Origin of the sequence: Chryseobacterium gwangjuense (assembly GCF_021311115.1) — a bacterium.
Taxonomy (GTDB): Bacteria; Bacteroidota; Bacteroidia; order Flavobacteriales; family Weeksellaceae; genus Chryseobacterium; species Chryseobacterium gwangjuense.
In genome coordinates this window covers 53,804-68,639 of record NZ_JAJTNP010000005.1, presented here as the reverse complement: position 1 = coordinate 68,639, position 14,836 = coordinate 53,804, and the positions used below count along the sequence as shown (strand labels likewise).

The 14,836-nt window shown below is 35.2% G+C and carries 10 protein-coding genes; 2 read left to right on the top strand and 8 right to left on the bottom strand.

Features of this window, described 5'->3' with window-relative positions:
• Positions 1 to 2: 2 nt before the first annotated feature.
• The 4 genes from LV842_RS10945 to LV842_RS10930 all read right to left on the bottom strand — a co-directional run bounded on the left by LV842_RS10945 (position 3) and on the right by LV842_RS10930 (position 7,275).
• Positions 3 to 3,362, bottom strand: a complete 3,360-nt coding sequence (locus LV842_RS10945; RefSeq protein WP_233111496.1) for a DUF5977 domain-containing protein — start codon at positions 3,360 to 3,362, stop codon at positions 3 to 5.
• 7 nt (positions 3,363 to 3,369) lie between these two features.
• Positions 3,370 to 5,025, bottom strand: coding sequence for a T9SS type A sorting domain-containing protein (locus tag LV842_RS10940; RefSeq protein WP_233111495.1), 1,656 nt, complete (start codon positions 5,023 to 5,025; stop codon positions 3,370 to 3,372).
• Between the two features lie 708 nt (positions 5,026 to 5,733).
• The gene (locus tag LV842_RS10935; protein ID WP_233111494.1) at positions 5,734 to 6,645 is read right to left on the bottom strand and encodes a hypothetical protein; all 912 of its coding nucleotides are present in this window, start codon (positions 6,643 to 6,645) and stop codon (positions 5,734 to 5,736) included.
• An 87-nt stretch (positions 6,646 to 6,732) separates the two neighbouring features.
• Positions 6,733 to 7,275 carry a helix-turn-helix domain-containing protein gene (locus LV842_RS10930; RefSeq protein ID WP_233111493.1) on the bottom strand — a complete coding sequence of 181 codons (543 nt, stop codon included), beginning with the start codon at positions 7,273 to 7,275 and terminating at the stop codon, positions 6,733 to 6,735.
• 190 nt (positions 7,276 to 7,465) lie between these two features.
• On the opposite strand from LV842_RS10930, the gene LV842_RS10925 reads away from it, so the two are divergent.
• On the top strand, positions 7,466 to 8,968 hold the full coding sequence (locus LV842_RS10925; RefSeq protein ID WP_233111492.1) for a carbon-nitrogen hydrolase family protein: 1,503 nt from the start codon (positions 7,466 to 7,468) through the stop codon (positions 8,966 to 8,968).
• Between the two features lie 236 nt (positions 8,969 to 9,204).
• Here the strand turns inward: LV842_RS10925 and LV842_RS10920 are convergent, their stop codons facing one another.
• From LV842_RS10920 to LV842_RS10910, 3 genes are all read right to left on the bottom strand, one after another.
• Positions 9,205 to 9,543 carry a cupin domain-containing protein gene (locus tag LV842_RS10920; protein WP_233111491.1) on the bottom strand — a complete coding sequence of 113 codons (339 nt, stop codon included), beginning with the start codon at positions 9,541 to 9,543 and terminating at the stop codon, positions 9,205 to 9,207.
• Between the two features lie 128 nt (positions 9,544 to 9,671).
• The gene (locus LV842_RS10915) at positions 9,672 to 11,933 is read right to left on the bottom strand and encodes a glycoside hydrolase family 3 C-terminal domain-containing protein (protein ID WP_233111490.1); all 2,262 of its coding nucleotides are present in this window, start codon (positions 11,931 to 11,933) and stop codon (positions 9,672 to 9,674) included.
• A gap of 246 nt (positions 11,934 to 12,179) precedes the next feature.
• A complete protein-coding gene (locus tag LV842_RS10910; RefSeq protein WP_233111489.1) occupies positions 12,180 to 13,010 on the bottom strand; it encodes a helix-turn-helix transcriptional regulator in 831 nt (276 codons plus the stop codon).
• Between the two features lie 280 nt (positions 13,011 to 13,290).
• Between LV842_RS10910 and LV842_RS10905 the strand changes: the two genes are divergently transcribed.
• Complete coding sequence (locus tag LV842_RS10905; protein ID WP_233111488.1) at positions 13,291 to 13,866, top strand: ester cyclase; 576 nt, start codon at positions 13,291 to 13,293, stop codon at positions 13,864 to 13,866.
• A 124-nt stretch (positions 13,867 to 13,990) separates the two neighbouring features.
• Here the strand turns inward: LV842_RS10905 and metQ are convergent, their stop codons facing one another.
• Entirely contained in the window at positions 13,991 to 14,803 is an 813-nt protein-coding gene (gene metQ / locus LV842_RS10900) for a methionine ABC transporter substrate-binding lipoprotein MetQ (protein WP_233111487.1), read from the bottom strand.
• Positions 14,804 to 14,836 lie beyond the last annotated feature (33 nt).

The window sequence follows — 14,836 nt, the reverse complement described above, 5'->3', positions numbered from 1 at the left end:
TATTAAAGGATGATAGGAAATGTAATATCAAAATTCACAATGGTTCCGTTTGGAAGCGATGACGATCCTGTGGTAAGTTGTGCAAAAATATTTCCTGTAGGATAGATGGTTATTTTCCAGTTTCCATAATTGAATGTTCTTCCTGCTTCACTCAGAGTGCCCGTTATAGCCCTTATACAATTTCCATTTATTTTCCCCACCGTTTTTCCTATTGCCCATGTAAGACTACTGTCGTAAGGAAAACTCATTTGTAATCTGAAATTATTAGTATCAGGCATAACAAGAGACGCACTGTTCAATACAGCAATATCATATCCTTTAGTAACTGTACATGCTACAAGTGTGCATCCTGCTACTTGATTAGCCGTATTTTGCCCATTGACCAGCATATCCTGATACGCTTTTTGATTAGCGTCATCCTGACTTATTTGCGAAAAATATTTCTTGGCAGGAACCCAATAGGTATATTTATTAGGTAAATATCCTGCGGAACAATTATTAGTCATATAATCATTACCCATCTCTTCATTTGCATAAATTACAGGAGAGTAATGATAGCCATACGTTTTAAGAACTTTCCCATCCTTATCCAGAATCTGAGACATTCTGTGAGCTGAATCATATACATAAGTTTCCCTTAAACCATTGGCAGCTGTCTTGCTGGTGATTCCTACAAGGGGATCATAAGTATATGTTTCAATCTGATAATTTTTTAAAGCATTATCCTTTCTCATATTGTCAAGAGCAAGAATCAAGGCTGTTTCATTGGAAGAATTGTCATCGTCTGCATCTGATGCTGCAATAGCCGCAACTACAGAACTATTATTTTCGATATCTGCATAATTTGCTCCCAGTATTTTGGCTATTGTCTTGGTTTGATGATACCCCCAGATCATGGCAACTGGAATACCATTCTCGGCACTGCTCTCTCTAAGATTCCCTTTGTTATCATAATTGTTAAAAATAATCTTCTTGGAAGAATTCTGATTAGCAATATTATATGTTAACGTTGATGTTGGATATAAAGTTGCCGGATCATCTAACTTCACTTCTGATTTGCTTACAAGTGTTCCATCATTCTTCACTTCTGTTTCCAAAGGAGTTGAAACGATATTAGCATTCAGGAGTTTTTGAATGCTTTTTTCATTTGCATATTTATAATTACTTTCAATTACCGATCCGTCATAAGATATCTGTTTGCGTGAAACCGGATTATTATACAAACTCTCATATTGGTTTTCCAGAGTATTGGTTAAAAAAATGTCACCTACTTTATCCTTTATTGTTTTAGTTTCTTTTTTGATAAAGACTTTTTTAATCGGCTGTCCACTGTATTTTATCGTATTGAATGTTAAAATTTCAGGCTGATAAGAGAATTCTGACTCTTGTATAAGGTTATTATTATTTCCGTAAACCTGCGTGCTCTTCATAAGACCTTTTCGTCTTAAATAGCCGCTAAAATCTATAAAAGAATACGTTAACCCCGAAAGATTAAATACTTCCGCTGAAGTATAAAAAGTATGCTTTGTATAGGTGTTATCCAGCTTATTAATTACTTTAATATTGGAATAGGCAATATTTTTATTGATATCTCTCTCATCAAAATAAACTGCCGAAAGCAATGCATCTTCCTCAACCGTTTCTCCACTTGATGTAAGAGGATCTGTGAATTTATTATATTCATATTCTACCCATTTTGAAGGCACAGTCGATTCTGCATCAAAATTTTTAATACTTTTTATTCTTAGTCCATATCCAAATTTATTATTGTGTTTTCTGGCTTCTTTGATTCTGTAAAACTCCAACTTTCCATAACCTTGCCTTGCTCCTGATAAAGCTACCTTCGTAGCATTTCCTTCAAAATAATATCTTATCGAAGGACATTCAAAACCCGTCGCAGAATTGATAAATGAATGAGGTAATAAAATACTTCCATCTACGCCCAGCAGATCATATTGTATTTCATCTGGCACTCCGGGTTTTGAAGGAGGGTAAGGATACAGAGAATAGGAATATGCCACATATACATTTCCTTTGTAACCCGGAGGAAAGTTTAAATCATAATTGATCGAAGGGTCATTCGTGTCAAAATTAAGAGTATAAATTTTATCCAAATCATAATAATCATGGCACGCCCCATCAATACATACGTCATTATAACCGGGGTTGGGCTCTTCAATTGAATTGCTTTCAAATTCATATTCTATACGCCCACCAGTAGGCAAATTGATCGTTTTCAGTGAATTTAAATTGGATGTTTTGGGATTGGTACCTGATGGTGATTTCAGAACTCCTTCATCCAGGCTGCAAGGATCATAAACATTCGCATACCCAAAGGCATCTGACAGCTCCGGATTTACCCCCAAAATTTTATTGTATTCGAAGGTATGTCTGCTTATAATGTTATTATCCTTATCCAGGCTTTGAAAATCAGTTAAAAATGTTCCGTCTCCTAAGAAAGCATACTGATTAACAATATTATTATTTTTGTCTCTCAGGATCAACCGATCTGTCTGATACCAATCTACATTTCCTTTATTTTTAACGGAGTGCGGAGTATTATTAAACTTGTATTTAAACTCAATACTTCCATATCCATTGATCGTAATTTTTTTGATCTTATTGTCTTGTACAGTTCCGATGGATTGGCTAACCAGCTCAGTCGTCGTTTCATATTCAAATGTGGCAACCTGTCGATTTTTATTATCAACAATTGATGAAAGTAAAAATGCACTGTTGGTTAACTTTGTATTTGATGGTGACTCGATGAGCGGGTCTCCTAATGCAAATGTGAGACGAAATTTATCAATATTAATTTTATCAAAAAGATAAGAGTTCCCATTTTCATCAATAATAGTAAAGGATAAAACTTTATTGGTGGTAGTACTATTCTTAGTAATGATTATTTTATGATTTGAAGGCTGTAGCATTACAGCAGTCAGTTCATTCGTTGTTTGATCTTTTCCGATGTAAAATCTACCGGACTCCCCTAAAAAGCTATAGTTATAAATCTCAGAAAACGCCTCATCAGCATTACTTGAATAATCGTTATCATTTTTTGTGTTCGTTTTAAAAATACTTCCCCCATACTGTAAGCTCCATCCTTTGCCCACATCACTGATCATTTTATATACAGAAACTCCTTCCGTAGAGTAAGAAAGTGAAACTCCGATATTGATATTTGATTGTGTTTTTATATTAAAAAGAGGTAAACTTATACCTGGAATCCCATTATAAATATTGACATTGGAATTACTTAAATGATCATTTTTTTGAAGCTCAATTTGTTCTGCCTGTCCTTTATAACTGGCAAAAGAAAACATAAGGATTGCTCCTAAAATTTTATAAATATTCTTCTTCATCTTTATATTATTTCTTAATCAATTTAGCATTCGCCGTTTTGTTCGTATCTGTTTTTATCGTAATCAGGTAAGCTCCCTGTATTAAAGATTGAGTGTTGATTTTCGTCACCTTATTCTTCGTTTTCAAGCTCTGAAGCTGTCTTCCTGACATATCATACATCACAATATCTGCTTCCTTGAAATCATAGCCGATCTCTACATACGCATAATCCGATACCGGATTCGGATAAATCTTGATATCCTGTTTTTCTATCAATTGGTCTACCTGCTGATCACCCAACTTTACGATCTTCCAGTTCTCTTTTCCTAATTCCTCAGCACTGGTTCCTGCCAGAATAATCGATCCGTCTCTGTTTAGTCTGATATCCGATAATCTTTCTTCTTTCTTTCTAGATTCTCCTTTTACATGTTTTCTCCACTGTTCATTTCCATTCTCATCCACATACAACATCCAGAACGTCTCATCATCGGTTTCTATTCTTCCTTCTGCCTGAGTATAACCTCCCAGTAAAACACCTTTGGTTAAGTCTTTATTCTTTTCTCTTTCATTATGTCCTAAGATCACATGCATTCCCATCAGAACATCCCTGTTACCCAAGTTGTAGGATTTCTGCCAGATTTCTTCGCCTCTTTCGTTTAAGGAGATCAGCCAAAGATCCGTTCCTTCTTCTATCCCTACAGTTTTATTGCCTGATCTTGAAGAGCGGCTTTCTCCTCCTATGATAAATCCTGAAGTGGTCATTGCCATTGTTCTTACATGATCATCTCCACTTCCTCCATAGTTCTTTTCCCATTCTACTTTACCGTCTTTATTCAGCTTGATGATCCAGTAATCACCTTCACCGAAATTATTCGTGGATTTGGGATAACGGGATACGGGATTCGAGGTAGTGTTTGCGGAACCCGAACCACGAACCACGGAACCCGAAACTGTCCCCGAATCACGAAACTCGGAACCCGAACCTCTAACCTCGGAACTCCTGGAATACATTCCCAACAAAACTCCGCCATCTCTCGTTGGAATCATTTTCTCTACTTCGTCTAAGCCTTTTCCACCCAAAATAAGCTGAGAAAGCTCTTTTCCGTTTTTATCTAATTTTGTGATCAGAATATCTTTGGAACCAAAGCCCTGTGCAGAGTTTTGAACGTTTCCTGCCACAAAGAATCCTAAATCAGTCGTTTGAATCACTGCTCTGGCTTCTTCATCAGAAGTGGTTCCTATGGTTTTTTGCCACAATTCATCTCCGAATTCATTGATTCTGATCAGCCACATATCCGATCCTCCTTTAGAATCCTCTTTTTTATCTAATCCTTTTCCTGAATAAGAAGTTCCTGCCAACAGAAATCCACCATCCTGAGTGGATAGGGAAGCAGACAGATAATCATGGTTCTTCCCTGAGAAATATTTTTCCCAGACTTCTTCTCCCTGTTGGTTCAGTTTCACCAAATGGAAATCGTAGCCGTTGTTCTGCTTGTTTTCCGTAGAAAGTTTCTGTGACTGAATGGAGCTTCCGGTAATCAGATACTGAAGGTCTACCGTTGGAGTGACCTGGCTTAGAAAATCCTGAGTAGAGGATTTGATGTCTTTCTGCCACAATACTTCCTGAGCCGATATGCTCAAAACCGTGCATAAGAAAGATGCACCTATGTAAAGTTTTTTCATCTCGTGTTTAAAGTGTTAATAGTTGTTAAATTTTTGCAAAAATATCATTTTTACTTCACACCGAATAGATTTATAGAATAAAATAATTGTAAATTTTATTACTTTTTTATATCATTTTATCTATTGGTGAGGTTTCTGAGGCAAAGATATTCCTGTATAGCGACAAAGGGTGTCGTGTTATAAATTGTTATCAGTATGAGTATCGGAGTTTTTTTTTGTTATTTGGACTGCTCGGATCTGAACACCCCGTCAAAAATTTTAAAATTTTTGACACCCCTCTGAAAGAGGGGAATTTTTATTGTCTTTGATTTTAGTTTTTCGTTCTTTGTTTTCTGCTATTGTATGATGACCAGGATAGTTGATAGATAAGATCTTGTGATCTTAATTATTGATCGGGATCGGTTAAATGAAGATCCGGGCTTTCATTTAACCTTTTTTCAGTAATGAAAATAATGACTGGTTTTGCTCTATATCTAGCCTCATTTTTTTGGGTTTTCTTCGGGTCTTCTTCGGATCACCTTCGGGAGTTCTTCGGAAAAATGAGGCTTTTTCCGAAGGACTCTCGAAGAGCTCTCGAAGGATTGTCGAACAAAATGACTAGAATTTTGAACTTTTTGAATAATGAAGAAGGTCAAGAACTAATGAAAAATGGTATTCGAATCAAATGATACAACTTATTGATTCGATAGGTTTTTCGAATGCATTAGTCTAGTCTATCGCCATTTTTTCATTTTCACCATCCAGATACAAAACATTTTTTAGGAAAATTCTATTGCCAAGCATTCCTGTCATTCCCGAAAATTTCATGAGGGCATACTGGGTTTGTGAAAAGCCTTCTACATAGGTAACCTGACGGAGTGGAATTTTTTTGTTTTTAAATTGAATGTTTTGATCGCAAGTTGCCATAAACGTGGTGAGAATGTTTTGCCATGACTGAGCTCTTTCAACAGTGACTTTAGAATTTGAAGATTTTAAACTCTGCCAGGTTTCTTTATTGGTCAGCAATTCATAAGCACTTGTTCCGGAGTCGAATAGGAATTGTTCTTCTTGTCCTCTCAATATCCCTTTTAGAATGATTTTTCTCTTTTTAAACTTAAAATCTATCAGTTGATCATTGTACTGAAGAGGTAGTTTTGAAAGATTAAAAGCCAGATAGTTTTCTTTAAAATTAATAAGCGTTTTATGGTTTTCCAGGATGTCTGCGCCCAAAGTTCCGATAATATTGAAAACATCTTTATGTTGGGTTTCTTTTTGAGAAACAAGCATGAATTGATCTGAAGAAATTGTTGTTTTTCCTAAAGTAAATGATGCTTTTGCCCGCTCCTGATGTATACTAATCCCTTTTATATTTTTGATGGCTTGTGTATAAAATAGGGTAGAAGGAGAACCAGTATCAAACTGTAAATAGTAAGTCGCAGAATCTGCCGGAAAATGAATGGGTACAAGCAAGACGTTCTTATCATTTCCTAGCCATGTAATCGGAATATTTCCGCTTTCGTTTTTTATGGTTAAATAATTTTTTTCAGGGGTAAATTTCTGATCGAAATAGAGATAACCGCCCATTGAAGCCAGGATCAAAACGACTAAAAAAGTCAATACAATTTTCTTAAAAATTTTCATTGTTATTTTTTTTGCAAGATTCGTGGTTTTCAATCAGAAATCTTGCAAAAATGAGACGACAATTTTACGACAATTGTATTTGTTTAATTATAAAAAACTGGTTTTCAGTTTGATGTGTAAATTGTTGTTTTGGTTTAAACTGATGCCGTTTCTGATGATAATGAACAGCTTTACACCGAGTAAGCAGATAAGAGGCACCAAAAAAAGAGGAAACCGGATGCCTGAAAAATGCTGAATGAACGGACTTACAATCATAAAAAGAGAGAGAACGGCAGCCAATACAATTTGTAGGCTGACAATGTCTTTGCCAATTTCTTTTGTTGCAGAATCTTTTGTTTTGTAAGTTAAAATCAAAGGCACAATCACTCCTCCAAAGGGAAGAACAAGACCACATAAAGCAGAAAGATTGATGAGTTTTGCTCTGTTCGCTTTGTTGGTTTCTTCGACGGAAGGCACAATTTTTTCAGGTTCTGTGTGTAGGGCTTGTGCAAGAGCTTTTAAGGTAAATCCTTTGGGAATGCTTCCTGCCTCAATCCGCTGAACAGTTCTTAACGAAAGTCCGGATTTTTCAGCAAGTTCAGATTGGGTCAGATGCTGTTTTTCTCTCAAATTTTTAACCTGATTGCTCATTTTCGTTAGCGAAATGCTGTTAGTTTAATCATTAATTTTCAACAAAGTAAACTTAATAAATAATTAAAAAGAATACAAAAATATTAACCTTCCGAATCAAAAAATCCGTATATTTTAGTGTATTTAATTGGCAGCGATTTAAATATGGAAATCATTTGACACCTTTTTACAAATCATAAAAATAAATAATATGCAAATTGAAACACGAACATTAAAGCTTGAAGATTATGATGAACTGGTAGAAATTATGAAGCTTGCTTATCCTAAAATGTCGGAATACGTTTGGGCTAAGAAAAGCATTGCCAAGCTTACCAAAATTTTTCCACAAGGTCAGATTTGTATAACAGTAGACGGAAAATTGGCGGCAGTTGCTCTTTCAATTGTAGTTAACTATGAAGATTTCGGGGATGATCATACGTACAGTGATATTACCGGAAATTATTCTTTTAATACCCATTCTGCTACAGGAAATGTATTGTATGGAATTGAAGTTTTTGTGGATCCTCAGTTTCGTGAGCTGAGATTGGGAAGAAGATTGTATGATGCGCGTAAAGAGCTTTGCGAGCTGTTGAATCTGAAATCTATCGTATTGGGAGGAAGAATTCCGAATTATCATACCTATAGTGATGAACTTTCTGCAAGAGATTATATTCGTAAAGTAAGGGATAAGGAAATTTATGATCCTGTTCTTTCCTTTCAGCTATCCAATAATTTTCTTCCGATCAAAGTACTAAAAAAATATCTTCCTGAAGATGAATCTTCAAAAGAAAATGCCGTGTTGCTGCAATGGAACAATATTTATTACAGTAAAAAGCCGAATACCATGCAGGACAGTATCATAAGACTCGGTTTGGTACAATGGCAGATGAGACAGTTTAAGGATATCAATGCTTTCTATGAACAGGTTGAGTTTTTTGTAGATGTAATGGGTGATTATAAATCGGATTTCGTTCTTTTTCCGGAACTCTTTAATACGCCTTTATTAGCTCCTTTCAATAATTTATCGGGAAGAGATAGTATGATTGAGCTGGCTAAAATGACGGAAAGCATTAAAAATAAGATTTCTGAATTTGCGATCAGCTACAATGTCAATATTATTTCAGGAAGTATGCCGGTTTTTGAAAATAATGATCTGTTTAACGTAAGTTATCTTTTGCATAGAGACGGAAGAATAGATGAATACAGGAAAATTCATATTACGCCCAATGAAAAGAAATATTACGGGATGAAAGGCGGAAGCGAGATCAAAGTTTTTGATACCGATTGTGGCAAAATAGGACTGGTCATCTGCTATGATGTGGAGTTTCCTGAACTTCCGAGAATATTGGCTGATCAGGGAATGAAAATCCTGTTTGTACCTTACCTTACTGATACTCAGAATGCCTATATCCGGGTGAGACACTGTGCTGCAGCCAGAGCAATTGAAAACGAATGTTATGTTGCCATTGCAGGTTGTGTAGGAAATCTTCCGGGGGTTAATAATATGGATATTCAGTTTGGACAGGCAGCGGTTTTCACGCCGTCTGATTTTGCGTTCCCTCCAAATGGAGTAAAAGGAGAGGCAACTCCTAATACGGAAATGACCTTAATTGTAGATGTGGACCTTAATCTTCTGAAAGATTTGCATTATAATGGTTCTGTGCAAGTGTTGAAAGATCGAAGAACAGATTTGTATGATACTTATTTAAAATAGAAGTTTGTTTACACTTTTTATTTAACCACAAAAGATTTATATATTATATTTAAAGTTTATCATTAAACTGAAAAAAGGACGCACAAGTCTTTAAAAATCTTTGATTTTTATTCTTTTTAGTACTTTTAGTAATCTGATAATAACTGGATAAATAGCTTTTGTATTTTTTGTGGTTAATTTTAATTTAAACAGATTTTAGATACAATAGAGAAGAATACCATTTTACATGCTTCTTTTTATATATTTTCAACTCTGGAAGTCTGGTCCAAAAGGCTTAAGCTAAGTCGTACCATACTTTCTTCCAATGCCAGAAGATCGTGAGGAATATTGGCGGATAGCTGAATCATCATTCCTTTTTTCAGAATATATCTTTTACCTTCAACTCCAAAATCAATAGAGCCTTCCAAAACCTGAACAATAATAGGATAGGGAGCTTTGTGCTCTTTCATTTCCTGATGTGTACGGAAAAGAATTCTGATCTCTTTAGCCAAATCATTTTTAAGCATCACTTTTACGGCTGGTTTATTCCCTTCTTCGTATTGCATTTCTTCATAAAATGAGGCAGTTTCTACCATGATATTTTTACTTTAGTGACATAAATATAAGGAATTACTTGTTGATCTTCAAGGTGATATTTAGCATAGAAATAAAAGATGCCTGAAAAAATTCAGGCATCTCGTTTTAGAAATATATATAAGTAAAATTACTTCAAAGTAAACTTAACTTTCGTTTTGATGGCATCCGAAGAATTTCCGATCTGTGCTTCAAAATCTCCAGGTTCTGCAACCCAGTCATGTTTTTGAGCATCGAAGAAACTTAGAGCTGTTTTGTCAATCGTGAATGTCACTTCTTTTTCTTCTCCGGGATTTAAAAATACTTTTTCAAAACCTTTCAATTCTTTGGATGGTCTTTCTACAGAAGATTTTAAATCAGAAATATACAACTGGGCAACTTCTGCTCCGGCTTTTTTTCCTGTGTTTTTAACTGAAACTGTAAACGTAATTTTATCATCCTGACTCATGATCGTTTTATCGGCTTTAGCTTTTCCAAACTCAAAAGTTGTATAGCTCAAACCATGTCCAAAACTGAATAGCGGTTTAATTTTTTTCGTGTCATGCCATCTGTATCCCACAAAAATTCCTTCATTGTAGGTGATGTTGATCGGATTTTTCTGATCTTTTCCTTTGCCAGCCGCAAATTCATCTTTTTGACCAGGATATTCTCCTAACTGGTGCGCTGAATTGTCTTCCAGTTTCATAGGGAAAGTAAATGGTAATTTTCCGGAAGGATTCGCATCTCCAGCTAAAATGGAAGCGATAGAATTTCCGGCTTCAGAACCTAAATACCAGGATTGTAAAACAGTCGGAACTTCTTTAATCCAAGGCATGGCAACTGCATTTCCTGAAATTAAAACCACAGCAAGATTTTTATTTGCTTTTGCCAATGCGGCAATCACGTTATCCTGATTGTAAGGCAATCCGTAGCTTTTTCTGTCGTTTCCTTCACTGTCCTGGAAATCAGCTTTGTTCAACCCTCCGACGAAAATTACATAATCAGATTTTTTTGCCAATTCAACAGCTTCATTCAATAATTCTGCTTCAGAACGTGTATCTTTCAGATCCTGACCGGATTTTACCCCGTTGTATTCTCCTCCAATATCTCCTACATAACCTCTTGCATATTGAACATCAGACTGTTTTCCGAATCTTGCTTTAATTCCGTCTAAAGGAAGCGTTTCATATTTCACTTTTAATGAAGAAGAACCACCACCAACAGTCATAATCTTGATTGCATTTTCACCAATTACAGCGATTTTTTTAGCTTTATTGATGTCGATCGGAAGTACATTTCCTTGATTTTTCAACAATACAATTCCTTCTTCACCGATTTCCTTAGCAACCGCTTTATGCTCTTTAGAAGCGATGTTTCCGAAAGGCTTGTTTCTGTTCATCGTTGTTTTATAAGCTAAATTTAAAAGTCTTGAAACTTTATCATCAAGCTCTTTCGTACCTGCTTTTCCGGACTTAATTAAATCCAGATAAGGTTTTGCTAAATAATAATTGTCGTAAGCATTTTTTGTTCCTGCCGAAAGTCCGTTGGTCCAGCTTCCGAATTCAAGATCCAATCCGTTGTGGATGGCTTGTTCGGTATTGTTTACAGCTCCCCAGTCGGAAACCACAACTCCTTTGTAGTTCCATTCTCCTTTCAAAATATCATTCAAAAGATATTGATTTTGGCTCGCATACTGCCCTTTATACATATCATAAGCTCCCATAATCGTCCATGAATCTCCTTCTGTTACTGCCGCTTTGAAAGCCGGAAGATAAATCTCATATAATGTTCTGTCATCCACTTTTACATTACTGGTATGACGGAACATTTCCTGATTATTTAAAGCAAAATGTTTCACGGAAGTTGCTACACCGTTGGATTGTACTCCTTTGATGTAAGGAACCACCATTTTAGAGGTCAGATAAGGATCTTCCCCCATATATTCGAAGTTTCTTCCGTTCAATGGAGTTCTGTAAATATTCACTCCGGGTCCCAGAAGAATGTCTTTTTTTCTGTAACGGGCTTCTTCACCAAGTGCTTTCCCGTAGTTCCATGACATTTTTTTGTTCCATGTTGCGGAAAGTGCTGTTAATGCAGGATAAGCGATAATGGAGTCGTTGGTCCAACCAGCCTGATTCCATTCGTCCCACATTACTTCAGGACGTACCCCATGAGGACCGTCTGTAGTCCAGAATTCAGGAATTCCCAATCTTGGAACTCCTGGAGAACTGAATTTCGATTGTGCATGAAGCATGGCCACTTTTTCTTCCAGCGTCATTCTGGAAAGGGCATCCTGAACTCGTTGTTCAACGGGTTTTGATTCGTCTAAATAAACAGGTAGAGTCGTATTTTGAGCCATATAAGAAGCTGAAATAAATGTAAATAAACTTACAATGGCGGTTTTCTTTAACATAAAAGCCTTTTTATTGATCGGTAACAAAATTAGCAAAAAATATTTATTATCTCAAATTGAGAAAATGTATTTTTTTTGAATACATGATAAATTATTCTTCTTCTTATGAAAGAAATAAATTTTAAAAGATTCCCCTGAAAAACGCAGAGGGATTTCATAAAAGCTTAATTGTAGAATAATAAGAAATACTTTATTATTTAGTTTTTATGATTGCTTAAACTTAGAAACTAGGGTTGTGATAACTGATTAAGAAATAATTTTTGACATTTCTTGTCGGAATTCGGTAGGGGTAATACCTGCCTTCTTTTTAAAAACATGGGTGAAGTAAGTTTTCTCTTTAAAGCCCAATTCATACCCTATTTCAGATACCGTTAAATCGGTCGTAATTAATAGATTTTTTGCTTCCACAAGTTTTCGTGTTTCTATGATTTCCGAAACACTCTTATACAGGATATTCTGGCAAATAAGATTTAAATTACGCACAGTCATAAACAGCTTTTCGGCATAAAAATTTACACCTTCAGGTTCTTTATAGTGTTCTTCTAATAGAGTAAGAAAATTTCTAAAAGTGGTACTTTGTACCGTTCTGTATTCTTGAACATCTGATTTTATTTTTCGCCTTTCCGATTCAACCATTGTCAATATTGTACTAAGCAATTGTCTAATGATACATAGATCGGGTTGAGTTTGTTTATACTCAGCATAGATCATATTACAGATTAAATTTAATCGATCAAAGCATGCATCATCTTTCATGCTTAAACTTGCATTTTCATGAAAGGAAGCATATAGTTGAAATGTTGTTTCTGGAATAAATTCAGTTTTAAACCGTAATGCCCATATGTCACATTTTCCGTCTTTTGAAAGCGGGCGAGCGCGATGCATCTTTCCTTTTGTAACAAAGCTTATAAAAGGAGATTCAAACAGCTTGGAATTAAAATCAATAAAGTGTTCTAATTTTCCCTCTTTTCCAATAATCAGCTCTTCATAATCATGCCTGTGAGGATCGTTGGGTGAATTTTTAATTATCTCCGCATCTTCGGGACCTAATCTGATTATAGTAAAAAATTCATCCATAAGAACTATTATAAAAATGTGTAAATGCAATTTAATCATTCTAAAATAAACTGCAGCCTTTCATTGGTCTCATGATAATTCTACAGATTTTCCTGTTATAATATCGTTATTAGATAGTATTTTAAAAAAGACTTGATCTCAAAGTAGCACTCTATTCTAAGTACCATTATAAAATTTAATTGTTGATGTTAAAAAAACACAACAAAACTTCCGAATTTTATTACCCGGTTGGATTGATTAATGAAGAAATTTGTTATCAAAAATTATTAATAATAACAAAATGAAAAATTCAATTACAAAAACAGTAAGTTTTTTAGGAATGGTTACCATAGCATTTGCATTCACATCTTGTCGCCAGAACGACAAAAAGACTGCAGAAAGCGATGAAGTTTTAAAGCAAGTTAAGGAATTGACTGCCACTAATGAGATTATTTCAAAGAATCTCGCAACTTTTGATACACTTGATTATACGGTGTTTAGTAACAGAGACTGGAAACGTTTGCATGAAAGCCACGCTAAGGATATAAAAGTTCATTTTCCGGATGGACATACTGAAATAGGCTTGGAGCAACATATTAAAACGTTAGATGCTATGTTTGTTTATGCTCCTGATACAAGAATAAAGGAACATCCCATTAAAATAGGTTCAGGAAACATGACTGCAGTAATAGGATATATGGAAGGTACTTTCACTAAACCAATGCCAACAGGAGATGGTAAATTCATTGAACCGACGGGTAAAAAATTCAGACTTCCTATGGCTACCATCGGTATTTGGAAAGAAGACGGTACGATGAGTGAAGAATATTTATTTTGGGATAATAAAACATATATGGATCAAATTATGGCAAAATAATTTTTCATTTTATATGGTAATGCCTGATTGATGTTGTTCAGTCAGGCATTATTTTTTGTAATATTTGTACTCGGGGTTTCGTAGAATTTCAATTTTTAATATTGGCAATTCACCACTTACTAACCTAATTCCAACCTTTGATCGCGCCTCCTTTAAAAATCTCTTCCGCTTTTTTTACCACTTCATCCGATTCATAGGCTTTTACAAAGTTCTTAACTTTCTCGGAAGTTTTGTTGTCTTCTCTTGAAACAATTACATTCACATAAGGAGAATCTTTATCTTCTTTAAAAATGCCTTGTTTTTCTGCATCTAATCCAGCCTGAGCTGCAAAATTGTTATTAATAATGGCGATTACAACTTCTTTGTCATCCAATACTCTTGGTAATTGAGGAGCTTCAATTTCAAGGATTTTCAATTGTTTCGTATTTTCAACAATATCAGTTACTTTTGGTAATAAACCGATCCTGTCTTTTAATTTTAGCAATCCGTTTTTCTGTAATAAAAGTAAGGCGCGACCCCCGTTTGTAGGATCGTTGGGAATCACAATAGTGCTTCCGTTTTGAAGTTCCTGAATGTTTTTAATTTTTTTTGAATACGCAACAATCGGGTACACGAAAGTATTTCCGACAACAGCAAGCTTATAGCCTCTCTGTTTGGATTGTTCATTCAAATAAGGAACGTGCTGGAAAGCATTGGCATCAATATCTCCATTATTTAAAGCTTCATTGGGAACCACATAATCATTGAAAGAAATCAGTTCTACCTCAAGATTATACTTTTCTTTGGCTACTTTTTTAGCCACTTCTGCAATTTCCTGTTCCGGACCGGAAGTAATGCCGACTTTAATCACGTTCGGATCATCTTTCTTCGGCGAATTGCAGGCTGTAAACAATAATAACCCTGCTGCGATTACTCCTAAAATCTTTATTTTTTTCATTGTAACTATTTTTCTAAAAAATGGCGAAAAAGA